Source organism: Streptomyces sp. NBC_00820 (assembly GCF_036347055.1).
In the GTDB taxonomy this organism is placed as follows: domain Bacteria; phylum Actinomycetota; class Actinomycetes; order Streptomycetales; family Streptomycetaceae; genus Streptomyces.
In genome coordinates, this window is record NZ_CP108882.1 from 6,798,218 (window position 1) to 6,823,717 (window position 25,500).

21 protein-coding genes and 2 pseudogenes are annotated in these 25,500 nt (G+C 72.7%); 10 read left to right on the plus strand and 13 right to left on the minus strand.

Annotation, left to right across the window (positions count from 1 at the left end):
- Nucleotide 1: 1 nt before the first annotated feature.
- From OIB37_RS30340 to OIB37_RS30355, 4 genes are read left to right on the plus strand one after another with little or no spacing between them, the layout of a single operon-like run.
- The gene (locus OIB37_RS30340; RefSeq protein ID WP_330460803.1) at nt 2–955 is read left to right on the plus strand and encodes a carbohydrate ABC transporter permease; all 954 of its coding nucleotides are present in this window, start codon (nt 2–4) and stop codon (nt 953–955) included.
- Nucleotides 952–1,827, plus strand: coding sequence for a carbohydrate ABC transporter permease (locus OIB37_RS30345; RefSeq protein WP_330460804.1), 876 nt, complete (start codon nt 952–954; stop codon nt 1,825–1,827). Before OIB37_RS30340 ends, OIB37_RS30345 begins: the two co-directional genes overlap by 4 nt.
- A 35-nt stretch (nt 1,828–1,862) precedes the next feature.
- Entirely contained in the window at nt 1,863–3,479 is a 1,617-nt protein-coding gene (locus OIB37_RS30350) for a glycoside hydrolase family 13 protein (protein ID WP_330460805.1), read from the plus strand.
- Between the two features lie 53 nt (nt 3,480–3,532).
- On the plus strand, nt 3,533–5,710 hold the full coding sequence (locus OIB37_RS30355; RefSeq protein ID WP_330460806.1) for a discoidin domain-containing protein: 2,178 nt from the start codon (nt 3,533–3,535) through the stop codon (nt 5,708–5,710).
- Nucleotides 5,711–5,770: 60 nt separating this feature from the next.
- On the opposite strand, the gene OIB37_RS30360 is transcribed toward OIB37_RS30355, so the two are convergent.
- Nucleotides 5,771–7,054: an MFS transporter gene (locus tag OIB37_RS30360; RefSeq protein WP_330460807.1), complete on the minus strand. Its 1,284-nt coding sequence runs from the start codon at nt 7,052–7,054 to the stop codon at nt 5,771–5,773.
- 53 nt (nt 7,055–7,107) lie between these two features.
- Complete coding sequence (locus OIB37_RS30365) at nt 7,108–7,437, minus strand: transposase (RefSeq protein ID WP_330460808.1); 330 nt, start codon at nt 7,435–7,437, stop codon at nt 7,108–7,110.
- Nucleotides 7,438–7,514: 77 nt separating this feature from the next.
- On the opposite strand from OIB37_RS30365, the gene OIB37_RS30370 reads away from it, so the two are divergent.
- From OIB37_RS30370 to OIB37_RS30385, 4 genes and pseudogenes are all read left to right on the plus strand, one after another.
- Nucleotides 7,515–8,741, plus strand: a complete 1,227-nt coding sequence (locus OIB37_RS30370; RefSeq protein WP_330462021.1) for an RNA-guided endonuclease InsQ/TnpB family protein — start codon at nt 7,515–7,517, stop codon at nt 8,739–8,741.
- A gap of 32 nt (nt 8,742–8,773) precedes the next feature.
- Nucleotides 8,774–8,968 (plus strand): annotated as a pseudogene (locus OIB37_RS30375) (alkaline phosphatase family protein); the annotation flags it as partial.
- 17 nt (nt 8,969–8,985) lie between these two features.
- Nucleotides 8,986–9,243 (plus strand): annotated as a pseudogene (locus OIB37_RS30380) (phospholipase domain-containing protein); the annotation flags it as partial.
- A gap of 66 nt (nt 9,244–9,309) precedes the next feature.
- A complete protein-coding gene (locus OIB37_RS30385) occupies nt 9,310–10,164 on the plus strand; it encodes a phospholipid scramblase-related protein (protein WP_330460809.1) in 855 nt (284 codons plus the stop codon).
- A gap of 77 nt (nt 10,165–10,241) precedes the next feature.
- Here OIB37_RS30385 and OIB37_RS30390 read toward each other — a convergent pair whose 3' ends face one another.
- Together OIB37_RS30390 and OIB37_RS30395 are read right to left on the minus strand one after the other, a co-directional pair.
- The gene (locus tag OIB37_RS30390) at nt 10,242–11,342 is read right to left on the minus strand and encodes a hypothetical protein (protein ID WP_330460810.1); all 1,101 of its coding nucleotides are present in this window, start codon (nt 11,340–11,342) and stop codon (nt 10,242–10,244) included.
- Nucleotides 11,339–12,139: a phosphatase PAP2 family protein gene (locus OIB37_RS30395; protein ID WP_330460811.1), complete on the minus strand. Its 801-nt coding sequence runs from the start codon at nt 12,137–12,139 to the stop codon at nt 11,339–11,341. The genes OIB37_RS30390 and OIB37_RS30395 overlap by 4 nt, the downstream gene beginning before the upstream one ends.
- Before the next feature lie 224 nt (nt 12,140–12,363).
- Between OIB37_RS30395 and OIB37_RS30400 the strand changes: the two genes are divergently transcribed.
- Nucleotides 12,364–12,978 (plus strand): TetR/AcrR family transcriptional regulator, encoded by a 615-nt coding sequence (locus OIB37_RS30400; protein WP_330460812.1) that lies wholly within the window; start codon nt 12,364–12,366, stop codon nt 12,976–12,978.
- 227 nt (nt 12,979–13,205) lie between these two features.
- Here the strand turns inward: OIB37_RS30400 and OIB37_RS30405 are convergent, their stop codons facing one another.
- From OIB37_RS30405 to OIB37_RS30415, 3 genes are all read right to left on the minus strand, one after another.
- Entirely contained in the window at nt 13,206–14,330 is a 1,125-nt protein-coding gene (locus tag OIB37_RS30405; RefSeq protein WP_330460813.1) for a DUF2510 domain-containing protein, read from the minus strand.
- Between the two features lie 107 nt (nt 14,331–14,437).
- On the minus strand, nt 14,438–15,631 hold the full coding sequence (locus OIB37_RS30410; protein ID WP_330462023.1) for an anhydro-N-acetylmuramic acid kinase: 1,194 nt from the start codon (nt 15,629–15,631) through the stop codon (nt 14,438–14,440).
- 4 nt (nt 15,632–15,635) lie between these two features.
- Complete coding sequence (locus tag OIB37_RS30415; RefSeq protein WP_330462024.1) at nt 15,636–17,018, minus strand: MFS transporter; 1,383 nt, start codon at nt 17,016–17,018, stop codon at nt 15,636–15,638.
- Between the two features lie 249 nt (nt 17,019–17,267).
- Between OIB37_RS30415 and OIB37_RS30420 the strand changes: the two genes are divergently transcribed.
- A complete protein-coding gene (locus tag OIB37_RS30420) occupies nt 17,268–19,955 on the plus strand; it encodes an ATP-binding protein (protein WP_330460814.1) in 2,688 nt (895 codons plus the stop codon).
- 45 nt (nt 19,956–20,000) lie between these two features.
- On the opposite strand, the gene pcaDC is transcribed toward OIB37_RS30420, so the two are convergent.
- From pcaDC to OIB37_RS30450, 6 genes are all read right to left on the minus strand, one after another.
- The gene (gene pcaDC, locus OIB37_RS30425; RefSeq protein WP_330460815.1) at nt 20,001–21,158 is read right to left on the minus strand and encodes a bifunctional 3-oxoadipate enol-lactonase/4-carboxymuconolactone decarboxylase PcaDC; all 1,158 of its coding nucleotides are present in this window, start codon (nt 21,156–21,158) and stop codon (nt 20,001–20,003) included.
- The gene (gene pcaB, locus OIB37_RS30430) at nt 21,155–22,501 is read right to left on the minus strand and encodes a 3-carboxy-cis,cis-muconate cycloisomerase (protein WP_330460816.1); all 1,347 of its coding nucleotides are present in this window, start codon (nt 22,499–22,501) and stop codon (nt 21,155–21,157) included. The genes pcaDC and pcaB overlap by 4 nt, the downstream gene beginning before the upstream one ends.
- Entirely contained in the window at nt 22,498–23,103 is a 606-nt protein-coding gene (gene pcaG / locus OIB37_RS30435) for a protocatechuate 3,4-dioxygenase subunit alpha (RefSeq protein WP_330460817.1), read from the minus strand. The genes pcaB and pcaG overlap by 4 nt, the downstream gene beginning before the upstream one ends.
- Before the next feature lie 7 nt (nt 23,104–23,110).
- Entirely contained in the window at nt 23,111–23,884 is a 774-nt protein-coding gene (pcaH, locus tag OIB37_RS30440; RefSeq protein WP_330460818.1) for a protocatechuate 3,4-dioxygenase subunit beta, read from the minus strand.
- Between the two features lie 186 nt (nt 23,885–24,070).
- A complete protein-coding gene (locus tag OIB37_RS30445; protein ID WP_330460819.1) occupies nt 24,071–24,715 on the minus strand; it encodes a CoA transferase subunit B in 645 nt (214 codons plus the stop codon).
- Entirely contained in the window at nt 24,715–25,470 is a 756-nt protein-coding gene (locus OIB37_RS30450) for a CoA transferase subunit A (RefSeq protein ID WP_330460820.1), read from the minus strand. Before OIB37_RS30450 ends, OIB37_RS30445 begins: the two co-directional genes overlap by 1 nt.
- Nucleotides 25,471–25,500: the final 30 nt, after the last annotated feature.

Consider the following 25,500-nt stretch of genomic DNA (forward strand, 5'->3'; position numbering starts at 1 on the left):
CATGACGAAGACGGCCGAGCGGCGCGGCGCCGACCGGGGGACCGTGCGCCCGGTCCCGGCGCCCGCGCCGGCGCGGGGACCCGGGCGACGCCGGCTCCGCGACCAGGTACAGGCCTACGGCTTCCTCCTCGGCGGCCTGGTCTGCTTCACCCTGTTCTCCTGGTACCCGGCGATCCGCGCGGTCGTCATCGCCTTCCAGAAGTACACGCCGGGCTCGGCCCCGGAGTGGGTCGGCACCGCCAACTTCACCCGTGTGCTGCACGATCCGGAGTTCACGGCGGCCTGGCGCAACACCCTCACCTTCACCCTGCTCGCCCTCCTCCTCGGCTTCGCCGTCCCCTTCGTCCTCGCCCTCGTCCTCAACGAACTGCGCCACGCCAAGGCCTTCTTCCGGGTCGTGGTCTACCTGCCGGTGATGATCCCGCCGGTGGTCAGCGCCCTGTTGTGGAAGTGGTTCTACGATCCCGGGGCCGGCCTCGCCAACGAGACGCTCCGCTTCCTGCACCTGCCCACCTCCGACTGGTCCAACGGCGCCGACACCGCGCTCGTCTCCCTGGTGATCGTGGCCACCTGGGCCAACATGGGCGGCACCGTCCTCATCTACCTGGCGGCCCTGCAGTCCATCCCCGGCGAGCTGTACGAGGCCGCCGAACTGGACGGCGCGAACCTGCTCCAGCGCGTCCGGCACGTCACGGTCCCGCAGACCAGGTTCGTGATCCTGATGCTGATGCTCCTTCAGATCATCGCCACCATGCAGGTGTTCACCGAGCCGTTCGTCATCACCGGCGGCGGCCCCGAGAACGCCACCGTCACCGTCCTCTACCTCATCTACAAGTACGCCTTCCTCTACAACGACTTCGGTGGAGCCTGCGCGCTCAGCGTCATGCTGCTGCTCCTGCTCGGCGCCTTCTCCGCCGTGTACCTGCGGCTCACCCGCTCCGAGGGGGACGCATGAGCACCCGCACCCTGATCTCCCCGGCCACCCTCGCCCGGCCCCGCGGCAAGGCCGTCTACTGGACCGTGTTCACCGGCGTCGTGCTGCTCTTCGCGCTCGCCTTCCTCTTCCCGGTCTTCTGGATGGTCACCGGCGCGATGAAGTCCCCGGACGAGGTCGCCCGGACCCCGCCCACCCTCGTCCCGGAGCACTGGCACCTCACCGGCTACACCGACGCCTGGGACCTGATGCAGCTCCCGCAGCACCTGTGGAACACGGTGGTGCAGGCGGCCGGCGCCTGGGCGTTCCAGCTGGTGCTCTGCACGGCCGCCGCCTACGCCCTGTCCCGGCTGAAGCCGGCCTTCGGGAACGTGGTCCTCGGCGGCATCCTCGCCACCCTCATGGTCCCGGCCCAGGCGCTGGTCGTACCCAAGTACCTGACCGTCGCCGACCTGCCGCTGATCCACACCACCCTGCTCAACGACCCCCTCGGCATCTGGCTGCCGGCCGTCGCCAACGCCTTCAACCTCTATCTGCTCAAAAGGTTCTTCGACCAGCTGCCGCGCGACGTCCTGGAGGCGGCGGAGATCGACGGCGCGGGAAAGCTGCGCATCCTGTGGTCGGTCGTCCTGCCCATGTCGCGGCCCGTCCTCGGCGTCGTGTCCATCTTCGCGCTGGTCGCCGTCTGGCAGGACTTCCTGTGGCCGCTGATGGTCTTCTCCGACACGGACAAGCAGCCCATCAGCGTGGCCCTGGTCCAGCTGTCGCAGAACATCCAGCTCACCGTGCTCGTCGCCGCGATGGTGATCGCCAGCATCCCGATGGTGGCCCTGTTCCTCGTCTTCCAGCGGCACATCATCGCCGGAATCAGCGCGGGCAGCACCAAGGGCTGACCCGGCCGGCACCCCGAGACAGAAAGGCACGCACCGTGGGACAGCCCACCCCTGCCCGCAACTTCCCTACCGATGGGAACTGGTGGCGTTCCGCCGTCATCTACCAGGTGTACGTCCGCAGCTTCGCGGACGGCGACGGCGACGGCACCGGAGACCTCGCGGGAGTCCGCGCCCGCCTGCCCCACCTCGCCGGACTCGGCGTGGACGCGCTGTGGTTCAGCCCCTGGTACCCCTCACCCATGAAGGACGGCGGCTACGACGTCGCCGACTACCGTGCCGTCGACCGGGCCTTCGGCACCCTCGCCGAGGCCGAGAAGCTCATCGCCGAGGCATCTGAACTGGGCATCCGCACGATCGTCGACATCGTGCCCAACCACGTCTCCGACCAGCACCCCTGGTTCCGGGCAGCGCTCGCCGCGGGCCCCGGCAGCCCGGAGCGCGAGCTGTTCCACTTCCGGCCCGGACGCGGCGCGCGGGGCGAACTCCCGCCCAACGACTGGCCCTCGCAGTTCGCCGGCTCCACCGCTCCGGTGTGGACCCGCCTGCCCGACGGCGACTGGTACCTGCACCTGTTCACCCCCGAGCAGCCGGACCTCAACTGGGCCCACCCGGCCGTCCGCCAGGAGCACGAGGACATCCTGCGTTTCTGGTTCGAGCGCGGCGTCGCCGGGGTCCGCATCGACTCCGCGGCCCTGCTCGCCAAGGACCCGGACCTCCCCGACCTCGCCACCCACTCCGGCCCGCATCCCTTCGTCGACCGCGACGAACTGCACGACATCTACCGCTCCTGGCGGGCCGTCGCCGACGCCTACGACGGCGTGTTCGTCGGCGAGGTGTGGCTCCCCGACGCCGAGCGCTTCGCCCGCTACCTGCGCCCCGGCGAACTCCACACCGCCTTCAACTTCGCCTTCCTGTCCTGCCCCTGGGACGCCGGACGGCTGCGCGCCGCCATCGACACCACCCTCGCCGAACACGCTCCCGTCGGCGCCCCGGCCACCTGGGTCCTGTGCAACCACGACGTCACGCGCACGGTCACCCGGTACGGCCGCGAGGACACCGCCTTCGACTTCGCCACGAAGGCCTTCGGTACCCCGACCGACCTGGAACTCGGCACCCGCCGGGCCCGCGCCGCCGCCCTGCTCTCCCTGGCGCTGCCCGGCTCGGTGTACCTGTACCAGGGGGAGGAACTGGGGCTGCCGGAGGCGGAGATCCCGGTGGAGCGCATACAGGATCCGATGCACTTCCGATCCCAGGGCGCCGACCCCGGCCGTGACGGCTGCCGGGTACCGCTGCCCTGGACGGCCGGCGAGCCGTACGCGGGATTCGGCTCACGCGAGGAGCCGTGGCTGCCGCAGCCGGCCGGCTGGGCGTCGTACGCGGCCGACCGCCAGCAGCGGGACCCCTCCTCCATGCTCGCCCTCTACCGTGCGGCCGTCGCCGCCCGCCCCGTCTTCGGTGACGGCCCCCTGACCTGGCTGCCCGCCCCCGACGGCGTCCTCGCCTTCTCCCGCGCGGACGGCGCGCGGTGCGTGGTGAACCTCGCCCCCACCCCCGTCGACCTCCCCGCGCACTCCGAGCCCCTGCTGACCAGCGGCCCCCTGGACGACGCCGGCCGGCTGCCACAGGACACGGCGGCCTGGCTGCGCGCCTGAGCCGCACCCGCACCACTGCTATCCCGGCACCCCCACCACGAAGGGATCAGCACATGCACACCAGCACCGCCAGACATGTCAGGCGCATGCCGGCAATCGGCGCGGTCGTCGCCCTCGCCGCCGGAATGCTCGTCACCGTGGCCCCCGCCGCGCACGCCGCCGCCGGCGCCACGCTCCCCTTCACCTCCGTCGAGGCGGAGTCGGCGAGCACCACCGGCACGAAGACCGGCCCCGACAACACCCAGGGCACCGTCGCCTCCGAGGCCTCCGGCCGTCAGGCCGTACGGCTCACCTCCGGTCAACGGGTCGAGTTCACCGTGCCTCGCGCGGCCAACGCCGTGAACGTCTCGTACAACGTCCCCGACGGCCAGTCCGGCTCCCTCAACGTGTACGTCAACGGCACGAAGATCGCCAAGACGCTGCCGGTGACGTCCAAGTACTCCTACGTCGACACCAGCTGGATCGCGGGCGCGAAGACGCACCACTTCTTCGACAACGCCCGCCTGCTGCTGGGCCAGAACGTCCAGGCCGGCGACAGGATCGCCTTCGAGTCCACCGGCACCCAGGTCACCGTCGACGTCGCCGACTTCGAGCAGGTCGCGGCGGCGGCAGGCCAGCCCGCCGGCTCGGTGTCCGTCGTCTCCAAGGGGGCCGACCCCAGCGGAAACGGCGACTCCACCCAGGCCTTCCGGGACGCCATCGCCGCCGCCCAGGGAGGAGTGGTGTGGATCCCGCCCGGCGACTACCGGATCACCTCCTCGCTCAGCGGCGTGCAGAACGTGACGCTCCAGGGCGCGGGCAGCTGGTACTCGGTCGTGCACACCTCCCGCTTCATCGACCAGTCCGGCTCCTCCGGCGGCGTCCACATCAAGGACTTCGCCGTCATCGGTGAGGTCACCGAGCGCGTCGACTCCAGCCCCGACAACTTCGTCAACGGCTCGCTCGGCCCCAACTCGTCCGTCTCCGGCATGTGGCTGCAGCACCTGAAGGTCGGGCTCTGGCTGACCGGCAACAACGACAACCTGGTGGTGGAGAACAACCGCATCCTCGACACCACCGCCGACGGCCTCAACCTCAACGGCAACGCGCACGGCGTCCGGGTCAGCAACAACTTCCTGCGCAACCAGGGCGACGACTCGCTCGCCATGTGGTCGCTGAACTCGCCGGACACGAACTCCAGCTTCGTGAACAACACGATCTCCCAGCCCAACCTCGCCAACGGCATCGCCGTCTACGGCGGTTCGGACATCACGGTCAGCAACAACCTGGTCTCCGACACCAACGCCCTCGGCAGCGGCATCGCGATCTCCAACCAGAAGTTCCTCGACCCCTTCAGTCCGCTGGCCGGCACCATCACCGTCGACGGCAACACCCTGGTACGCGCCGGCGCGATGAACCCCAACTGGAACCATCCGATGGGCGCCCTGCGCGTCGACTCCTACGACAGCGCCATCAACGCCACCGTCAACATCACCAACACCACGATCACCGACAGCCCCTACAGCGCCTTCGAGTTCGTCTCCGGCGGCGGTCAGGGCTACCCGGTCAGGAACGTCAACGTGACCGGCGCGACCGTGAAGAACACCGGTACGGTCGTGGTCCAGGCCGAGGCGCAGGGCGCGGCCACCCTCCGCAACGTCACCGCCACCCAGACCGGCGCCGCCGGGATCTACAACTGCCCCTATCCGGCGAACTCCGGCTCCTTCACCCTCACCGACGGCGGCGGCAACTCCGGCTGGAACAGCACCTGGTCGGACTGCTCCACCTGGCCCCAGCCCGGCCAGGGCAACCCGGACCCCGACCCCGCCCGCAACCTCGCCAAGGGACGTCCCGCCACCGCGACCGGCTCCCAGGACGTCTACACCCCGGGCAAGGCGGTCGACGGGGATGCCAACTCCTACTGGGAGTCGGCCAACAACGCCTTCCCGCAGTCCCTCACGGTCGACCTCGGCTCCCCCTACGCCGTCCGCCGGCTGGTGCTGAAGCTGCCGCCGTCCACGGCGTGGGGCGCCCGCACCCAGACCATCACCGTGCTCGGCAGCACCGACGGCTCGTCCTTCGCGACCGTGTCCGGCGCACAGGGCTACCGCTTCGACCCGGCCACCGGCAACACGGCCACGGTCTCGCTGCCCAGCGGCACCTCCCTGCGCCACCTCCGGCTGACCGTCAGCGCCAACACGGGCTGGCCGGCCGGGCAGTTCAGTGAGGTGGAGGCCTACCTGACGCCGTGACCGGTGTCCGTCGCGCCGACCGGGCCGGGCATGAAGGGCCGTTCCGCCTCCGTGCCCGGTTCAGCGGCGCAGCTCCGCGTGCGCCGTCTCCGGCATGCGCAGGTACACCAGCGAGGAGACGAGGCACAGCGCGGCGACGTACCAGGGGAAGAGCCCGGAGTGGCCCAGATCCTTGAAGAGCGTGCCGACGTACGGGGCCGTACCGCCGAAGAGGGCGACGGTCAGCGAGTAGGGAAAGCCGATACCGGCCGCGCGCACCCGGGGCGGGAACACCTCGGCGTTCACGGCCGCGCTGACCGAGGTGAAGCCGGTCAGCAGCACCATGCCCGCGCACTGCACGAGCAGCAGCGTCGTGAACGAGTCGCGCAGGGCGTGCAGCAGGGGCACCGCGAGCAGGGCGAATCCCAGGCCGAAGAAGAGGAGCACCGGCCGGCGGCCGAACCGGTCGGAGAGCAGCCCGCCGAGCGGCTGGAGCAGGCCGAAGAAGGCGAGCGAGATCGTGCCGGCGAGAAGGGCGTCCGACTTCGCGACGCCCGCGTTGAGTTCCGCGTAGGTCGGCAGGTACGACGTCCAGGTGTAGTAGGCGATGGTGCCGCCCGCCGTGATGCCGCAGATCAGCAGGGACTCGCGAGGATGGCGGCGCAGGGCCTCGAACAGGCCCGGCCGGGGCGCCTGTCGCTGCTCCGCGCTCCTGGTCTCGTGCGCGCCCTGCCGGATCCAGAAGCCCACCAGGCTGAGCACGGCACCGAGGACGAACGGAACGCGCCAGCCCCAGCCGTTCATCTGCCCGCCGTCGAGCGTGTCCACGAGCAGCGTGGCGATGCCGGACGCGAGGAGCTGTCCGGCGGTCGTGGAGACGTACTGGAAACTGGAGAACAGGCCGCGCCGTCCCGGCCGGGCCGACTCGACCAGGAACGTCGTCGAGGCCGCGAACTCGCCGCCCACCGACAGGCCTTGCAGGAGCCGGGCGAGCACCAGGACGACCGGGGCGAGGACACCCGTCGCCGCGTAGGTCGGCGTCAGGCCGACCAGCAGACTGCTGCCGCCCATCAGCAGGATGGTGACCGTGAGGGCCGCGCGCCGCCCGCGCCGGTCCGCGATCGCGCCCATGAGCAGTCCGCCGACCGGCCGCATGAAGAAGCCGACCGCGAAGACGGCGAAGGTCGACAGGAGCGGGACCAGTGAGTTGTCCGCGCTCCGCGGGAAGACCGCGGCCGCGATGTACGTCGCCAGGAACGTGTAGGTGTACCAGTCGTACCACTCCACGGCGTTGCCCACGGAGGCGGCGAGCAGTTGCCGTACGGGCCGCTTGGTCGGCAGGGGAGCCGTGTGTGTCTGTGTCATGTACCGGCCCTCCCCCTCCGGTGCGCCGGGCACACCTCACCGACCGCCGACTTTCACATGGGCGCCATCAGACCCTTCCCTGACGTTCGCCGCTTGACAACGGCCAGGGGTGCCCCACCGCACGATCCGGCGAAGTAGGAACCAGACCAGAAGTGTCCGCCCCACAGGTACCGGCGGGCGTGGTCTTGTTCGCCGTTGAACTGCTTCAGCTCGGCCTCGAAGCCGGCGCGGACCTCCCGAATGATCTCTTCGGTGCGGGGCGGCACGGCGTCGGTGAGCGCCTTCCGCCTGTACTTGGTGGCGAAAACCAAGTGAGCGTGCAGGTTGTAGACAACATGGCGACCGGTTCTGACATCGGGATCAGGGTTCCGGCGCGGTGACATAAACCAATGCCAGGTTCCCGATTGTGAGTCAAGCCGCCTTGGTCAAGCGGCAGTTCGGGCATCGTGCCCGGCTTGCGCTGTCTCCTGCCGGGGTTCGCGCAGCGGATGATCAGGCGCACGCGGCCCGCGCGATGTGGAACCTGCTGCACGCGTGGTGGCGGATGATGCCGAAGGAAGAGCGGACTCTCGCGAACGCCGACGCCGCGATTCGCCAGGCCCGCCAGGACATCGGCTTTCTCGCCGTCCTGCCCGCGCAGGCCGCGCAAGCGGTGCTCAAGACGTACTTCCAGGCGTGGAAGAACTGCTGGGACGGCCGCGCCGACGCCCCGGACTTCAAGGGCCGGCTCCGCACGGTGATGTCCGTGGACATTCCGCAGGGCCGGGACCTGAACATCACCCGCGTGCACCGCCGGTGGGGCATGGTCAACATTCCCAAGGTGGGCCGGGTCCGCTTCCGGTGGACCAAGGGCCTGCCCGTGGGCAAGCACGCCGACACGGAGAACCGGATCACCGGGGCACGACTGATCAAGGACGCGCTCGGCTGGCACATCGCCTTCCGTGTCCAGACCCTTCAGGGCAAGCCCGAGCCCCACCAGGGCCCGGACATCGGCATCGACGTGGGTGTCACCGTGCCCATCGCCCTCTCGGACGGCGAAACGTACGAGCACGGCGAGTGGCTGACCGGCAAGGAGAAGGCCAGGCTCCTGCACGTGGAGCAGCGTGCCGCGCAGCGTAAGCGGCACCGCAAGCCCGGCGAGCGCACCAGCGGCCGGCTGCACCGCACGTACGACCAGATCGCAGGACTCCGCGCGAAAGCCAAGCGCCGGGCCATGGACTGGCAGCATCGGACGACCACCGCCATCGCCCGCACGTACGGCACGGTCGTGGTCGAAGCACTCACCATCACGAACATGGTCAAGTCCGCCAGGGGAACGGTCGAAGAGCCGGGGAAGAACGTCGCCCAAAAATCTGGGCTGAACCGCTCCATCAGCGGGGAGGCCTGGGGGCGCACAGTCACCATGCTGGCGTACAAGACCGCTCAGCTCGGCGGCACCTTGGTCAAGGTCCCTGCCCCGGGCACCTCCCGGCGCTGCTCGGCGTGCGGCTTCACCACACCCGGCAGCCGGGAGTCCCAGGCCGTGTTCGTGTGCAAGAACCCGGACTGCGGCTGGTCGGGCAACGCCGACCACAACGCAGCCCGGAACGTCTTGCATCTGTACCGGATGGGCCTCGCGCTCGTTCCGGCTGCCGGGAGGGCAGTCGTCAGGCGCGCGAAGCGCGTCAAGCCCGCTACCGCAAGGTAAGCAGGAATCTCCCGGTCTCAGTCGGGAGAGCACTTCAATTCGACCAGTACCGCGACGCCGTACCCGGGGACCCCCTGTACGACAAGGCCCACACCGGCACGGACGCGCGACGGGGCGAGGGCCTCTTCGACCGGCTGAAGGCGGACGTACAGGCCGACGAACTGCCCCAGGTCTTCTGGATCGTCGCCCCCGAGGCCTTCACCGAGCATCCCGACTGGCCCGCAAGCTAGGGCGCCTGGTAGGCGACGTCGAACTCACCTTCACCCACAGGGGCGCCGACACGGTGCGGCTGAAGCTGGCCGACGGCTACGGCGGCAGCCCCGTCGCCGTGACCGTGCACCCCGGGGCGACCGTACGGCGGCGGATCGGCCTCGCGGCGAGCAGGCGCTGGTACGACCTCACGGTCACCTCAAACGCCGACCCGGGCTTCCTGCGCGGCTTCGCCGGCCACGTCGAGAACGGGCTCCCCGGCGTCAGCGACCCGGCCCTCGGCACCCCGTGAGCGTGCGATGAGCGCCGCTCCGTACAGACTGGTCAGGTACCGGTCATATCAGGGTAGTGTGCCCCGGTGACCACGCAATCGAACACTCCTGCAGGCTGGTATCCCGATCCGCACGGTGCGGCCCAGACGCTCCGGTACTGGGACGGCACGCAGTGGACCGAGCACACGAACCCGGCGCAGCAGGCCGCCGGTCAGCCCCCGCAGCAGCCGGCCGCGCCCCAGCAGGCAGCGCCGCAGGTCCCGCCGCAGCCGAGCGCCGACCCGAAGGTGCAGCGACAGGTGCAGCAGCAGGCCGGCGTCGCTGCGGGCGGCCCCGGCGGCGGCACCCTCTTCACCGAGCCGGTCCTGGTGGTGAACCAGAAGGCCAAGCTGATCGAGGTGACCAACGAGTACAAGGTCATGGACCAGGGCGGCCGCGAGATCGGCTCGGTCGTCGAGGTCGGGCAGAACCTGCTGAAGAAGATCCTGCGGTTCGTCTCCAGCATCGACCAGTTCATGACGCACAAGCTGGAGATCCGCGACGCCCACGGTCAGCCCCAGCTGGTGCTGACCCGGCCCGCGAAGATCTTCAAGTCCAAGGTCATCGTGACGCGCCCGGACGGTTCGCCGGTCGGTGAGATCGTCCAGCAGAACATGATCGGGAAGATCAACTTCGCGATGAACGTGAACGGCCAGAAGGTCGGCGCGATCAAGGCGGAGAACTGGCGGGCGTGGAACTTCGCCATCGTCGACCACGCGGACAACGAGGTCGCCCGGATCACCAAGACCTGGGAAGGTCTCGCCAAGACGCTGTTCACGTCGGCGGACAACTACGTCCTCCAGATCCACTACCAGCTGCCCGAGCCGCTGCTGAGCCTCGTGGTGGCGACGGCCCTGACCGTGGACACCGCACTCAAGCAGGACTCGCGAGGTCTGGGCTGAACACGTCCCACGGGGACACGGCGACGGCGGCCGGCGCGCGCGGAGAATCCGCACGCACCGGCCGCCGTCTTTCGCGCTCAGTGCGCGGTGAGGTGTCCGGGCTGTTCCGGCCGGCGGGGCGGTTCCGGCTGCCGGGGCCGCTGCCGCGGCACCAGCGCCGGCTCGGCCGTCGCCGTCGCCGGCTCCAGGGCCAGCACCGCCGCGACGGGATGCTCACCGTCGTGCGAGGGCTCGTCGTACCCGGGGCGCCCACGGCCGGCCGGGGTGTGCTCGGGCCGCCCGCGGCCGGCCGGGGCGTACGCGGGTCGGTCGTGTCCGGCACCGTCGCGCTCGGGCACCTCGTGCGCGGTGCCGGACCCGGGCGTCACCCGGGTCAGCAGGATCACACCCCAGGCGGAGAGGGCGGCCCCGGCCAGCGCCAGCAGAACGCCGTCGGCGCCCCCCTGGAGCCCCTGGCCGAGCAGGGTCAGACCGATGACGGCGGCGGCCACGGGGTTGGCCAGGGTGACCACGGCCAGCGGCGCGCCGAGGCCGCCGCGGTAGGCCGTCTGCGCCAGCAGCAGCCCGCCGGTGGCGAACGCGGCGACGAGGACGGCGACCACGACCACCTCGACGCTCAGCACCGGCCCCGAACGGTCGGTGGCCGCCACGGTCACCGTCTGGGTGAGCGCGGAGGCGACACCCGAGGCGAAACCGGAGGCGGTGGCGTGCCGCAGGCCGGGCCGGGTACCGGGCCAGGACAGCACGCCGATCGCGGCAGCCGTCGTACCGGCGACCACCAGCGCCTCGGTCATGCCCAGCACCCGTGACGGCGCCGGCCCCGAGGCGGAGATCAGCAGCGCGCCGAGCCCCACCAGCGTCAGCCCCGTGCCTCGCCACTCCATCGCACTGACCCGCCGGCCGGCCGCGCGCGCCCCGAGCGGCACCGCCGCGACGAGGGTGAGCGCGCCCAGCGGCTGCACCAGGGTGAGCGGTCCGTACTTCAGGGCCACGGCGTGCAGCAGCGCGGCGGCGGCGTTCAGGCCGACCGACGACCACCAGGAAGGGGTGCCGAGGAGCCTCGCCAGGCCGGCGCCGGCGTTGCGGGCGGCCAGGCGTTCCTGGGCGACGGCGGCCAGGGCGTAGGCGACGGCCGAGACCAGGGACAGGCCCACGGCGACCAGTGCGGCGGTGTTCATCGGCCCGCTCCCACCAGGCCGGTGTCCTGGGGGGTGAGCTGTCCCGTGCCACGCCCCGCGGTGCTCGCGGTCCGGTGCGGCGGGTGGACGACCGCGAGGGCGGTGCCGAGCAGGGCCGTCGCGATGATCGAGTCGACCCAGTAGTGGTTCGCGGTGCCCACGATGACCAGCAGGGTGACCAGCGGGTGCAGCAGCCACAGCCAGCGCAGGTGCGACCGGGTGGCCACGATCAGGCCGATCGCCACCATCAGGGCCCAGCCGAAGTGCAGCGAGGGCATCGCTGCGTACTGGTTGGAGAGGTGGTCGCCGGCGGGCGGGCCGTAGACGGAGGGGCCGTAGACCCGGGCCGTGTCGATCAGGCCGATGCCGGACAGCATGCGCGGCGGGGCCAGCGGGAACGCGAACGGGAACACCAGGGCCGCGCCGGTCACCGCCGCCAGGACCCGGCGGGCCCACACGTAGTGCGCGGGGCGGCGCAGGTACGTCCAGACCAGGAAGGCCACGGTGGCGGGGAAGTGGACCGTCGCGTAGTAGGTGTTCGCCACGTGGACCAGGGCGTCGCTGTGCAGCAGCGCCGACTGGACGCCGGTCTCGCCGGGGAGGTGGAGGGTCCTCTCCAGATCCCACACGCCGTGTGCGTTGTCCAGGGCGAGGCGGGTGTGGCCGATGGCCAGCCGCCGGCCCTCCTTGTAGACGAGGAAGAGCCCCGCGACGAGCAGGAACTCGCGTATCAGCGGCGGGCGCGCCGCGACTGTCGCGTCCGGCTCTGGATCCGCAGGCTCGGTGGGGTCATTCATCCCCGGCCCTTTCATGGCAGTGGTGCTTGTGGTGGTGCTGTGCCGAGCCCCGGGCCGAGGTCCGAACTCAGCGATACGTCGCCGTACCGATACGGTAGTGTACCGATACGTCGCCGTACCGGTACACTGACGTATCGATTGAGGTGCGACACACTGGAAGCAGGTGTGGCGCGGTCCTGGGGCGCAGCCGGGGCGGGCCGTACGGGAGTGAGGAGGAGCCGCGCATGACGTCGCAGGCCGCTGAGGGACCGGAGGCGGTCGCCGCCGCGCGTCGCTCCAAGATCACTCCTGAACGCGAGCGGGAGTTCTTCGACGCCGTCCTGGAGCAGATCCGCGAGTGCGGCTACGACTCCGTGACGATGGAGGGCATCGCCGCCAGCACCCGGTGCAGCAAGTCCACGCTCTACCGGCAGTGGAAGACCAAGCCCCAGTTCGTCGCCGCCGCGCTGCGCTCCAGCCGCCGGGTACGCTTCGCCGGGATCGACACCGGCTCGCTCGCCGAGGACCTGCGCCAGGCCGCGCGGGCCGCGGGTGACTGGTCCACCAAGGACACCAAGCTGCTGCAGGCGCTGGGGCACGCGGTCACGGCCGACGAGGAGCTGGCCCAGGCGCTGCGCGAGGCGCTCATCCTCCCCGAACTCGCCGCGCTCCAGGAGATCATCGGGCGGGGCGTGGCGCGGGGCGAGGTGGCCGCGGACCATCCGGCGCTGGAGTACATCCCCGCCATGATCTTCGGTGTCCTGCGGGTACGCCCCGTGCTCTGCGGGCAGTACGGCGACGCCGAATACCTCGTCCGGTTCGTGGAGGCGGCGGTCCTGCCCACCCTCGGACTGACATGAAGCCCAGGCCGCCGTTCAACGGGATGACTGAACGGTGACCTGCTCGCGCCGCACCGTGGGGACGGGGGCGGCGCGCACCCCCGGCCGGGTGGGGTTCCTCTTGAGCGGAGAGGCGCCCTGCCCGGCCGTTCGACTTGAGCGGAGAGGCGCCAGCCCAGCTGTTCGACGTTTGTCGGGGCCGTCGGGCGGGCGCCGCCTCGGAGGCCCCGAGGCGGCGCCCGCCCGTCTCAGGCGTTCTGGCCGCTCCCGTCGCCGGACGACGCCTCGATGCCCTTGAGGATCTCGTCCATGACCGATGTCGGTCGGCCGACGTCCAGGCCGAAGCGCACCACCAGGATGCGCCGGGCGTCCTGCGGTGAGGGGAAGGCGACCGACTCGACGTAGCCGTCGGCGCCCTTGCTGGTGACCGCTTTCCAGCGCACCAGGTACCCCTTCTGCCCGGCCACCGTGACCGCCCGGGAGGCCAGCACCTCGTGCGAGGTCAGGCTCCCGTAGGTGGTGCCGCCGTACGCGTGCTCGGCGTTGGCCGCGATGTCCGCCTTGGCGACCGCCTCGGCCGTGTCGCCCTTGGTGCCCAGGTCCTCCGCCGACGCCGAGTAGGCGCCCCCGGCGGTACACGTCTCCTGACTGTTGCCCGGGCACTTGTAGGCGTCGTCCGAGGTCACCTGCGCGCCGGCGGCGAGCGGCTCGCCCGTCCACCCCCGCGGCACCGGCAGGCTGATCCCGTTGACCTGGTCCGGCACGGTCCCGCCGCCCTTGACCTTCGGCACCCCCGGCCCCGGCCGCGGGGACTCGTCCGGCCCGCTGGAGCCGCCGGAGCCGTCCGGTCCGCCGGAGCCACCCGGTTCGTGCCCCCGCTCCTGTCCCTGCTGGGAATCCGTGCGGCCGCCGCTGCCGCCGCCGTCCTGGGAGAGGGCGTACACGCCGACTCCGATGCTGACCAGGACCACGGCCGCCGCCGTGGCGGCTATGCCGATGCGCAGCCCACGCCTGGGCGCGGCCGGCGGCTGGGCGGGATACGCCGGGTATCCGGGGTGTCCCGGGTGTCCCGGGTGCGAGGGGTACGCCGTCCCGCCCGCGTACGGCGAGCCGGTCGGGTAGGCCGGGTAGGCCGGGGTTCCGGGATACGCCGGCGCCCCGGGGTACCCATAACCGCCCGGCCCGCCCGGCCCGCCCGGTCCGGCCGGTTGCGCGGGGGGAACCGGCTGCCCCTGCGGACCCCACGTGGCGGAGGCCCCGGCGGGGCGCGTCCGGTCGGTCCAGGCCGTGCCGTCCCACCAGCGCTCGGTGGGCGGGGCGTTGTGCGTCTGCCCGGGATCGGGGTACCACCCCGGAGGAGTCACCTGCGTCATGCCCCCACCGTATGAGGCGTCGATAAAAGTGTGATGAGAGCGTCCCCCGCCAACTCGGCGGAGCGGTGTGTTTCGCCTCGTTTAGCCTTTTTCGGTCCCGGTTTTCCTCACCGCGAACTGGCCGCGTGCGCCGCCTGTGCCGTCTCCTCGCCCGTCACCACGAGTCGCACCGGGCCCCTCGCCGCGGGCGGCGGCAGCCGCAACGGGCCGCGACCGGGCGTCAACGAGCCCAGAACGCTCGGATGCCGGGCGCCCGTGCTGCGCGGATCGGTGCCGGGCAGGCCGTGCGCGGTGAGGAAGCCGAGCACCGCGAAGGCGTACGCCTCCTTCGCGGCGGCGGGCAGTCCCAGCTCGTCCGAGGTGCGCACCGCGATGCCGGGGAGCAGCCCCCGGAGCATGCCCATCAGGACCGGATTACGGGTGCCCCCGCCGGAGGCGACCACCTCCGTGGCGCCGGCGGACCGCACGGCGTCGGCGACCGTACGGGCCGTCAGCAGGGTGAGCGTCGCCAGCACGTCCTCGGCCGGAAGGCCGTCGAGACCGCCCGCCGCCCGCAGGTATCCCGGATGGAACAGCTCCTTGCCGGTCGTCTTGGGCGGCCGCAGCGCGTAGTACGGCTCTGCGAGCAGCCGTTCCAGCAGGGGCTGGTACGGCGCTCCGCGCGCGGCCAGTGCCCCGTCGGCGTCGTACGCCCGGCGCCCGCCGCTGAACTCCCGGGCCGCCGCGTCGAGCAGCGCACAGCCCGGCCCGGAGTCGAAGGCCGTCCCGTCCGGAGCGGTCAGGTTGGCGATGCCCCCGATGTTCAGCGCCACCGGTCTGCCCGGCAGGCCCCGCAGCCACAGCAGGTCGACCAGGCTCACCAACGGCGCGCCCTGGCCGCCGCCCGCGACGTCCCGGGCGCGGAAGTCGGCCACCACCGGCAGTCCGGTCGCCTCGGCGATCCAGGCGGGCTGCCCCAGCTGCAGCGTGCCGTGCACGCGTCCCGCGTCGACCCAGTGGTAGACGGTCTGACCGTGCGACGCCACCAACTCGGCACGGCCATCACACAGTTCACGGTCGGCGCGGACGGCCGCCGCCGCGAACGCCTGCCCGATCCGGGTGTCCAGCCCGCACACCTCGGCCAGTGGCACGGCGCCGGGTGGCAGCGCCGCCGCGAGGGCCCGGCGCAGGTCGTCGTCGTACGGCGTGCTCACCATGCCGCGCGGCTCCAGCACCAGCGCCTCCCCGTCCAGGCGGAGTTCGGCGGCCGCCGCGTCGACCGCGTCGTACGACGTCCCCGACATCAGCCCGATCACCAGCACTTGCTCAACCACCCTTCCGGGAAGGAGTTCCGAGCAGCGCGAGCGCGCTCACCGCGCACGCCGCCGCCGCGTAGTACGCGGGCACGTCCAGGTTCCCGGTCCGCCGTACCGCTTCCGTGATGATCAGTCCCGCGCATCCGGAGAACACCGCGTTCGACAGGGAGTAGGCGAGCCCGAGCCCCGTCCAGCGCACCCGCGCCGGGAACATCTCGGCGAGCAGCGCGGGTCCGGGACCGGCCATCAGCCCCACCACCGCACCCGCGGCGAAGGTGGCCACGCCCTTGGTGGTAGCAGAAGTCCCGCCGTCCTGGAGCAGGTTGAGCAGCGGAACCGCCAGGGCCGCGACCAGCACCGCCCCCGCCAGCATCACCGGCCGCCGCCCCACCCGGTCGCTGAGCAGCCCCGCCGGGAGGATCGCCGCGGCGAAGCCCAGGTTGGCCGGCACGGTGGCGAGCAGCGCGTGCCGCATGTCCGTGTGCAGCGAGGTCTGCAGATACGACGGCAGGACGACGAGGAAGGTGTACCCGGCGGCCGCCCAGCCCATGACCCGCCCGGCGCCCAGCAGCACCGCCGACGCCATCGCCCTGGCCCCCACGCCGGCGGCCTCCCGCGCCCCGTCGGCCCCGTCGCGCCCGCCGACCACATCGGCCCCGCTCGCCGAGCCGACTCCGCTCGCCGAGCCGACTCCGCTCGCCGAGCCGACTCCGCTCGCCGAGCCGACTCCGCCGGTCCCGTCGGCCGTGTCCGTGCTCGCCTTCCGGAACTCCGGTGTCTCCGCAAGCCCCACCCGCAGCCACAACGCCACCAGGCCCAGTGGCAGGGCGAGAAGAAACGGCAACCGCCAGCCCCAGGAGGTGAGTTGATCGCCACTGAGCACCGTGGCCGTCCCCGCAGCGACACCGGCGCCCCCCAGCAGGCCGAGCGCCACCGTGAACGACTGCCACGCCCCGTACAGCCCGCGCCGGCCGGGCGGGGCGTACTCCGTCAGCAACGCCACCGCGCCACCGAACTCCCCTCCCGCCGACAACCCCTGGACGACCCTCAGGAACGTGAGCAGCCAGGGCGCCAGGGCGCCCGCCGTGGCATAGGTCGGCAGCACGCCGATCAGCGCCGTCGCGGCCGTCATCAGCGCGATGACCCCGATCAGCACCGGCCGCCGGCCCACCCGGTCGCCGAGCCGGCCGAACAGGGCGGCGCCGAGCGGGCGGAAGAAGAACGCCAGCGCGAAAGAGGCGTAGGTGCGCACGAGCGCCTCGGTCGTGCCACCGCCCGTCGGTGTGAAGAACCGGTCGGCGAGGACCGTGGCCAGATAGCCGTAGACGCCGAACTCGTACCATTCCACGAGGTTGCCCACCGACCCCGCGGCCACCGCCCGCACGGACGGCATCCGCGCCGCCGCGCCCTCGCGCGACCCGCGATCCTCCCGGTCTTCGAAAACCAGCTTCATCCCAGGCCTTGCTGACGGTCCGTCGACTGAGTGCGGGCTGGTCGGACAGTGTGCGCGTCGCCCGCGCTTACCGGGTTTCACCCGGCGGTGCAACTCCTGCCCGGTCCGGCCTCCACTTATCCCTCCGGACGGCTACGCTCGTGCGCGGTACGTCATTCGGGCGACATGACGACGTGGGGAGGAGACGCGATGACGGAGGGCCGGCCGCCGGCGGCCGACTCGGCTTCCCTGTGGGAGCGGGACACGGAGATCGCCACCGTCGCGCAGGTGCTCGACGACCTGTGCGCCGACCAGTCCTCCGCGGGCAGCCTGCTGGTCATCAGGGGCGAGGCCGGACTCGGCAAGACCGCGCTGCTCGCCGAGACCCGCCGCATGGCCGAACGCCGCGGCTGCCGAGTGTGGTCCGCCCGCGGCGGCGAGACCCTCAAGTCCGTCCCCTTCAACGTGGTACGGCAACTCCTCCAGCCCGCGCTCATCTCCCTGCTGCCCGAAGAGGCCCGCGAGTACCTCGGCGACTGGTACGACATCGCCGGCCCCGCCCTCGGCATAGTGGACCCCGGCGCGGGCAGCGTCGACCCGCAGTACGTGTGCGACGGACTCGTCGCGGCCGTACGCCGGCTCGCCCGCCGGGAGTGGCCGCTGGTGCTGCTCGTCGACGACGCCCACTGGGCCGACCAGGAGACCCTGCGCTGGCTCGCCGCGTTCGCCGAACGCCTCGACGACCTGCCCGTCCTGGTCGTGGTCGGCCGCCGGCCCGGCGAGGTGAGCGGTGAGAGCGCCCGCCACCTCGACGCGGTGGCCGCCACGGCGGGCCGCCCCGTCATCAACCTCAGCGCCCTCACCCCGGACGCCTCCGCCGGACTCACCCGCGCCACCGTCGGCCGGCACGCGGACGACCCGTTCTGCCGCGAGGTCTGGGCCGTCACCGGCGGCAACCCGTACGAGACCGTCGAACTGCTCGCCAAGGTCCAGGACAGCGAACTCCAGCCGGTCGAGACCCGCGCCGACGAACTGCGCGCCCTGAACCGCTCCGCCCGCGGCGGCGGACTCGTCGACCGTCTCAAGGGACTCGGCATCGAGGCCACCCAGTTCGCCTGGGCGGCCGCCATCCTGGGCAACGAATGCAGGGTCGGCCTCGTCGCACGGCTCGCCTCCATGGCCCCGCACGTCGCCGGACACTGCGCCGAACTGCTCCGCAGCGCCCGCATCCTCACCGACGCCCCCACCGACCGGACCACCCCCGCCTCCGACGACGGCGCGCTGGAGTTCGTCCACCCGCTGATCGCCTCCGCCGTCTACAACTCCATCCCGTCCGCCGTGCGCACCGCCATGCACGGCATCGCCGCGCAGATCGTCACCGAGACCGGACGCGGCGCCGCCGAGGCGTCCCGGCACCTGCTCAAGGTCCATCCGGACGACGACGAGGAACTCGTCGCGCAACTGCGCGAGGCCGCCCGCGAGCACCTCGCCGTCGGCGCGCCCGACGCGGCCCGCCGCTGCCTGGAGCGCGCCCTGCAGGAACCCCCGCGGCCCGAGACACACGCGCACGTCCTCTACGAACTGGGCTGCGCCACCCTGCTCACCGCGCCCGTCGTGACCATCGAGCACCTGCGGTGCGCGCTCGGCATGTCCGGCCTCGACGGCGGCAAGCGCGTCGACGCCGTGGTCCGGCTCAGCCAGGCGCTGCTCCACAACGACCAGTTGGAGGAGGCCGTCCGCACCGTCGAGGCCGAGGCCGCCCGGCACGACGCGAGTCCCGTCAAGATGCGACTGCAGGCCGTGCAGTTCATGTGGGAGGGCATCCACGGCGAGACCGCCTCACCTGAACGATCGAGGCGCCTCGCCGACCTCGCCGCCACCTGCACCGGCCGGGACAACTCCGAGCGCGCCCTGCTGATCCTGCGCGGCTTCGACGCGATGACCCACGGCGAGAGTGCCGAGGAAGTCCTCGAACTGTGCGATCGCGCCCTGGTCAACGGCCGCCTCGCACCCGGCCTCGGCTGGACCGACGGCGAATGGGGCATGGAACTGCTGATGATGCTCGGCAGCACCTACGCCTACGCCGACCGCCTCGACCGCGCCGAGAGCCTCTTCTCCGAAGCACTGCGCGCCTACACCGGCGCCGGCTGGCGCGGCGGCCACCTCTCCCTCGCCAACGCCTACCTCGGCCTCGCCTACCGCCGACAGGGTCGGCTCCGCGACGCCGAGACCAATCTGCGCGAGGCCCTGACCCAGGCCGAACGCGTCGGCCGGGGCCTGCCGCTGTACTGGTCCGCGACCTGCGGGCTCATCGACACCCTGCTCGCCCGCGGCCACGTCGACGAAGCCCGGTCCATCGCCGAGCGCCACACCTTCAGCCCGCCCTACCCGTCCACCATCGTCCTCCCCGACATCCGCACCGTGCGCGGCCGCCTCCTGCTCGCCGTAGGCCGAACCGAGGACGGCATCAACGAACTCGAGGCCGCCGAGAAGACCGCCACCTCCCGCGGCGGCCACAACCCCGTCCTCGCCCCCTGGTCCATCGACCTCGCCAAGGCCCTCGCCACCCAGGACCCCGCCCGCGCCGCCCGACTCGCCACCGAGGCCCGCCGCCAGGCCGAACACTTCGGCACGGACACCGCCATCGGCGAGGCCCTCCGCTGCGCGGCGGCCCTGGAGACCGGCCAGCAGGCGGTACGCCTGGCCGCCCAGGCCGTGGCCTACCTGGAGGCCTCGCCCTGCCAGTACGAGCACGCCGCGGCCCGGGTCGAGTACGGCATCGCGGCCCGCTCCGTCGCCGAACTGAACCGGGGCCTGGCCCTGGCGCGCTCCTGCGGCGCCGACGGGCTGGTGGCGCAGGCGAGGGAGGTACTGGAGACGGGGCGGGGACTGCGGTAGGACGGCGAAGGCAAGCCGGACCGGCGACGGCAGGTGGGACCGGCTTCACGGAGACTTCCGTGCCGCCTCCTCCTGGTGCTCCTCCGCCCGTTCCTCCTCGGACAGCACCCGTTGGGCCGTCGCGAACGCCGAGTTGGCCGCCGGTATTCCGCAGTACACGGCGGTCTGGAGGAGAACCGCGCCGATCTCCTGGGGTGTGAGCCCGTTGCGCCGGGCCGCCCGGACGTGCATCGCCAGCTCCTCGTGGTGGCCGCGCGCGGCCAGCGCGGTCAGGGTGATCATGCTGCGCTCGCGCCGCGACAGGGTGGGATCGGTCCAGATCTCGCCCCAGGCGTAGCGGGAGACGAACTCCTGGAACCGCGCGGTGAACGGCGTCTGCCGGGCCTGCGCCCGGTCCACGTGCGCGTCGCCCAGCACCTCCCTGCGTACGGCCGTCCCGCTCGCGGGCGGCCCGTCGAGCCAGGTGCGCAACGCGGCCAGGACGGCCTCCGGGCACTGCGCGGGCGCGAGGTGGGCCGCCCCGGGCAGCTCCATGAGCGTGGCCCCGGGCACCGCGTCCGCGATCTCCCGCAGCTGCGCGGGCGGTGTCGCCGCATCCCGCCGGCCCGCGACCAGCAGGGTGGGTACGGCGACGCGGGTGAGCCGGTCGCGCAGGTCGAAGGCGGCGAGCGCGTCACAGCAGGCGGCGTAGGCCCCCGCGTCCGCCTCCACGTGGTCCCGGACCAGCCGGGGGACCGTGAACCCGGGCGTGAACCAGCGCGCGTCCGCGCTCTCGGCCAGCCACCCCAGGCCCTCCCGCCGCACCCGTTCCGCCCGGTCGCGCCACGGTGTGCTGCCACCGAAGTGCGCCGAGGAGCAGATGACGGCCAGGGACGTCAGGCGCTCGGGACGGTGGACGGCCAGGTGCAGGCCCACCGCGCCGCTCAGGGAGACGCCCGCGTAGGCGAACCGCTCGATGCCGAGGGCGTCGGCGAGGTCCAGGACCAGGCCGGCCAGGTCCCCGACGGTGGCCCCCGGCCCGATCAGATCCGCGGCCGAGCCGCCGTGCCCCGGCAGATCCCAGCGCACCACCCGGTGACCGGAGGACAGCTCGGGCGCGATCCGGTCCCACAGGGCGTACGAGGTGCCGAGGGACGGGCCGAGCAGCAGCGGGGGAGCGGCGGCCGGGCCTTCCGTCAGGTGATGCAGGAGTTCCACGGTCAACGTCGCTCCAGGGCACGGTCGGTGAGAGACCCGGCGAAACCCGTGCAGCGCTCCGGGTCGGTGAGGTCGTCCAGATCCAGATCCTGCAATTCCGGTTCCTCCGACAGGAGTTCGGGCAGCGAGCGCCCCCCGGTCAGGGCCCGCCCTGCCAGCGAGGTCAGCAACTCCCTTGCGCGTGACCGGCCGAGGACGGGCGCGAGCGCGGCGGACAGCCGTTCGGAGAAGATCAGCCCCCGCGTCGCCCCGAGGTTCGCGCGCATCCTCCCGGGGTGCACGGTCAGCCCCTCGGCGAGGGCGGCCGCGTGACCGGCCGCGCCGCCGACCAGACGCAGCAGGTCCCGCAGCGGCTCCCATTCGGCGTGCCAGGCGCCGGCCGGGCGTTCGTCCTCGGCGGCGAGACCGCCGTACAGGGTGGCCGCGAGCTGGGGAGCGCGCCGGGCGGCCGCCGCGAGCAGCGTGGACCGCACCGGGTTCGCCTTGTGCGGCATGGCCGACGAGCCGCCGCCGCGGCCCTCGCTCAGCTCACCGACCTCGGTGCGCGACAGCGTCAGCACGTCCGCGGCGAACTTGCCCAGCGCGCCCGCCGTGAACGCCAGGCACCCGGCGAGGTCGGCGACGGGTGCGCGCAGCGCGTGCCAGGGCAACACCGGTGCGACAAGGCCGACTTCGCGGGCGTACGCCTCGGTCAGGGCCGCCGCGTCGACGGCGCCGTACGCCTGGAAGGCCGCCAGGGTTCCCGCGGCGCCGCCGAGTTGGACGGGCAGGGAGTCCCGTACCCGGGCGGTGCGGTCCCGCGCGTCGAGGATCAACGCCCGCCAGCCGGCCGCCTTCAGACCGAACGTCGTCGGTACGGCGTGCTGGGTGAGGGTCCGCCCGGGCAGCACCGTGTCCCGGTGCTCGGCGGCGAGCGCGGCCAGCGCCCGTTCGGTCCGGGCGAGGCCGTCGAGGAGCGGGGCGAGGGCACGTAAGGCGACCAGCATCGTCGCGGTGTCCATGATGTCCTGGCTGGTCGCGCCCCGGTGCACGTAGGGGCCGAACTCCGCCCCGGCCGCCGCTGTCAGGTCGGCCACCAGGGGGATGACCGGGTTGCCGCCGGCGGGGGCGCGGGCGGCGAGGGAGCCGATGTCGAAGTTCGCCGGCACCGCCGCCCGCGTCACCGCCGCCGCGGCCTCGGCCGGGGCCAGCCCTAGCGCGGCCTGCGCCCGGGTCAGCGCCGCCTCGGCGTCGAGCAGTGCCCGCAGGTAGGCGTGGTCGCCGGTCTCGGACGCGGCGTCGGACAGGCTCCATGCCGGGGCGAGCAGACCGGCGTCACCGGCGTGCGGAGAGGGCGGCGGCGTCTTCACCGGAACTCCAGGAAGACCGTCTCGCCGTCACCCTGGAGGCGGATGTCGAAACGGTAGGTGCCGCGGCCCTCGTCGGCGGCGATGAGCGTGCCGCGCCGGTCGCCCACCCGCGCGAGCAGCGGGTCGGCGGCGAGCGCCGCTTCGTCGCCGGGCAGGTAGACGCGGGTGAACAGGTGGACGAGCAGGCCGCGCGCGAAGACGCAGAGGCTCAGGTACGGGGCGCCGCGGCCGCGGGCGCCCGGCCGCAGCGTACGGGCGTACCAGTGGCCGCCCGCATCCGTAGGCGCCCGCCCCCACCCTGTGAACTCCACACCGGTGCGCCCGAGTTGGTCGCCGGTCGCCGGGTCCCGCCGGATCGAGCCGTCCACCTGCGCCACCGTGCCGTCGAGGCCCGCGCCCCACAGCTCGACCAGGGCGTCCGGCACCGGCCGTCCGTCTCCGTCGAGGACGTACCCGTGCACGGTGACCGTGCCGGGATGCCCGGGCGGCGCGATCTCCTCGCCGCCGCGGAAGGGGAGGGCGTACCCGTAGAAGGGGCCGATCGTCTGGGAGGGGGTCGGCGGGAGGCTCCGGGGCGGGCCTTGGGCGTCGGCCGTCGTCATGGCGGGGTCAGCGTCCTTCCTGGGTCCAGGTGGCGGCCGGGCCGTCCAGCACGATGTCCCAGCGGTACCCGAGGGAGAACTCCGGTACCGACAGGGTGTGGTCGTAGGCCGCCACCAGGCGCCCGCGGGCCGCGTCGTCGGTCACGGACCGGAGGATCGGGTCGTAGGGGAAGAGCGGGTCGCCGGGGAAGTACATCTGCGTCACCAGGCGCTGCGTGAACGCCGTGCCGAAGACGGAGAAGTGGATGTGGGCCGGGCGCCAGGCACCCACGTGGTTGCGCCAGGGGTAGGGGCCGGGCCGGACGGTGGTGAAGCGGTAGCGGCCCCCGGCGTCGGTGAGGGTGCGGCCGGCGCCGGTGAAGTTCGGGTCCAGCGGCGCGTCGTGCTGCTCGCCCCGATGGGCGTACCGCCCGGCCGAGTTGGCCTGCCAGATCTCGATCAGCTGGCCGCGGACCGGGCGTCCGGCGCGGTCGAGGAGTCGTCCGGACACGGTGATCCGCTCGCCGATCGGTTCGCCCGCGTGATGCCGGGTGAGGTCGTTGTCGATGTCGGTGAGGTCACGCAGGCCGAAGGCGGGGGAGTACAGCTCCACCGCCTCGGGGTCCGCGGTGGTGTCGATGGCGACCGGGGGCCGGTGCGGGTGGCGGAGCCGGGTGGAGCGGTAGGGGGCGTAGCCGGGGCGGGGGTGGTGCTCGACCGGGGCGCCGTCCGCGATCCGCTTCTCGTACGCGGCGCGCTCGGCGGCCGTCTCCTGGTCGATGTCCTGCTGCGTGAGGGGCATGGGTCACCTGACGCTTTCCTGGCGTTCGGGACGAGGGCGGGTACGCGAGCGGGTGGGAGGGCGGGGCGAGGGGTGCGGTGCGGGCCCCGGCGCGGGCCGGTCGCATGCGGGAGCGGACATGGGAGCGGACATGGGAGCGGATGCGGGAGCGGGCCTGCCGCGAAACGGGAGCGGGGTGAGCCGGGTTCACGACAGGTGCTCTGCGACGGCCAGTTCGGCCGCCGTCTTCGCGACGACCTCGTCGACGCTCACCCCCGGGGCCGTCTCCACCAGGGCGAACCCCGCGGCCGTGACGTCCAGTACCGCCAGGTCGGTGATGACCCGGTGCACGCACGCCCTGCCGGTGAGCGGCAGCGTGCACCGGTCCAGGAGCTTCGGGGAACCGTCCTTGGCGGTGTGCGTCATGAGGACGACGACCGTACGGGCGCCGTGCACCAGGTCCATCGCCCCGCCGATCCCGGTGACCAGCCTGCCGGGGACGGCCCAGTTGGCCAGGTCGCCCCCGGCGGACACCTGCATCGCGCCCAGTACGGCCACGTCGATGTGCCCGCCCCGGACCATCGCGAACGACAGCGCCGAGTCGAAGAAGGACGCTCCGGGCAGGACCGTCACGGTCTCCTTGCCGGCGTTGATCAGGTCCGGGTCGATCCCGCCCTCCTCCGGGTAGGGCCCGGTGCCCAGGACGCCGTTCTCCGACTCCAGGACCACCTCCACGCCCGCCGGCAGATGGTTCGGGATCAGCGTCGGCAGGCCGATGCCCAGGTTGACGTACTGGCCGTCCCTGAGGTCGCGGGCGGCGCGCGCGGCCATCTCCTCGCGGGTCCATGCCATCAGGGCCGCACCGTCCGGCGCTCGACCCGCTTGTCCGCCGCCTGTTCGGGCGTGAGCGGCACCACCCGCTGTACGAAGATGCCGGGCAGGTGCACCGCGTCCGGGTCGATCTCCCCTGGCTCGACGAGCCGTTCCACCTCCGCCACGGTCACCCGGCCCGCCATCGCGACGGGCGGGTTGAAGTTCCGGGCGGACTTGGCGAAGACCAGATTCCCGTGCCGGTCGCCCTTGGCGGCGCGGACCAGCGCGAAGTCGGTGCGGACGGCCCGCTCCAGGATGTACTCGACGCCGTCGAACTCCCGTACCTCCTTCGGCGGTGACGCCAGGGCGACCCCGCCGTCACCGTCGTAGCGCCACGGCAGCCCGCCCTCGGCGACCTGCGTGCCCACCCCGGCCGGGGTGTAGAAGGCGGGGATTCCGGCGCCGCCGGCGCGCAGCCGCTCGGCGAGCGTGCCCTGGGGGATCAGTTCGACCTCCAGCTCGCCGGCCAGGTACTGGCGGGCGAACTCCTTGTTCCCGCCCAGGTAGGAACAGGTCACGCGGGCGATGCGGCCGGCGGCCAGCAGGACGGCGAGGCCGGTCTCCATCGCCCCGCAGTTGTTCGACACCACGCGCAGACCGGTCGTCCCGCGCTCGTACAGCGTCTGGATCAGCACGTTCGGCACACCGCTCAGGCCGAATCCGCCGACCGCGAGGGACGCGCCGTCCGGCACGTCGGCCAGCGCCGCTCCGGCCGTGGCGACCACCTTGTCCATCGGCGCGGCTCCCTCTCCGTGAAGTCGTCA

What these genes read in the sequence shown, in the direction of transcription:
- pcaH (WP_330460818.1), bottom strand. Translation starts at nt 23,884, where the DNA reads ATGCCCCTCACGCAGCAGGACATCGACCAGGAGACGGCCGCCGAGCGC.
- OIB37_RS30360 (WP_330460807.1), bottom strand. Translation starts at nt 7,054, where the DNA reads ATGACACAGACACACACGGCTCCCCTGCCGACCAAGCGGCCCGTACGG.
- OIB37_RS30345 (WP_330460804.1), top strand. Translation starts at nt 952, where the DNA reads ATGAGCACCCGCACCCTGATCTCCCCGGCCACCCTCGCCCGGCCCCGC.
- pcaG (WP_330460817.1), bottom strand. Translation starts at nt 23,103, where the DNA reads ATGACGACGGCCGACGCCCAAGGCCCGCCCCGGAGCCTCCCGCCGACC.
- OIB37_RS30405 (WP_330460813.1), bottom strand. Translation starts at nt 14,330, where the DNA reads ATGACGCAGGTGACTCCTCCGGGGTGGTACCCCGATCCCGGGCAGACG.
- OIB37_RS30450 (WP_330460820.1), bottom strand. Translation starts at nt 25,470, where the DNA reads ATGGACAAGGTGGTCGCCACGGCCGGAGCGGCGCTGGCCGACGTGCCG.
- OIB37_RS30400 (WP_330460812.1), top strand. Translation starts at nt 12,364, where the DNA reads ATGACGTCGCAGGCCGCTGAGGGACCGGAGGCGGTCGCCGCCGCGCGT.
- OIB37_RS30415 (WP_330462024.1), bottom strand. Translation starts at nt 17,018, where the DNA reads ATGCCGTCCGTGCGGGCGGTGGCCGCGGGGTCGGTGGGCAACCTCGTG.
- OIB37_RS30390 (WP_330460810.1), bottom strand. Translation starts at nt 11,342, where the DNA reads ATGAACACCGCCGCACTGGTCGCCGTGGGCCTGTCCCTGGTCTCGGCC.
- OIB37_RS30340 (WP_330460803.1), top strand. Translation starts at nt 2, where the DNA reads ATGACGAAGACGGCCGAGCGGCGCGGCGCCGACCGGGGGACCGTGCGC.
- OIB37_RS30365 (WP_330460808.1), bottom strand. Translation starts at nt 7,437, where the DNA reads ATGTCACCGCGCCGGAACCCTGATCCCGATGTCAGAACCGGTCGCCAT.
- OIB37_RS30395 (WP_330460811.1), bottom strand. Translation starts at nt 12,139, where the DNA reads ATGAATGACCCCACCGAGCCTGCGGATCCAGAGCCGGACGCGACAGTC.
- OIB37_RS30445 (WP_330460819.1), bottom strand. Translation starts at nt 24,715, where the DNA reads ATGGCATGGACCCGCGAGGAGATGGCCGCGCGCGCCGCCCGCGACCTC.
- OIB37_RS30420 (WP_330460814.1), top strand. Translation starts at nt 17,268, where the DNA reads ATGACGGAGGGCCGGCCGCCGGCGGCCGACTCGGCTTCCCTGTGGGAG.
- OIB37_RS30355 (WP_330460806.1), top strand. Translation starts at nt 3,533, where the DNA reads ATGCACACCAGCACCGCCAGACATGTCAGGCGCATGCCGGCAATCGGC.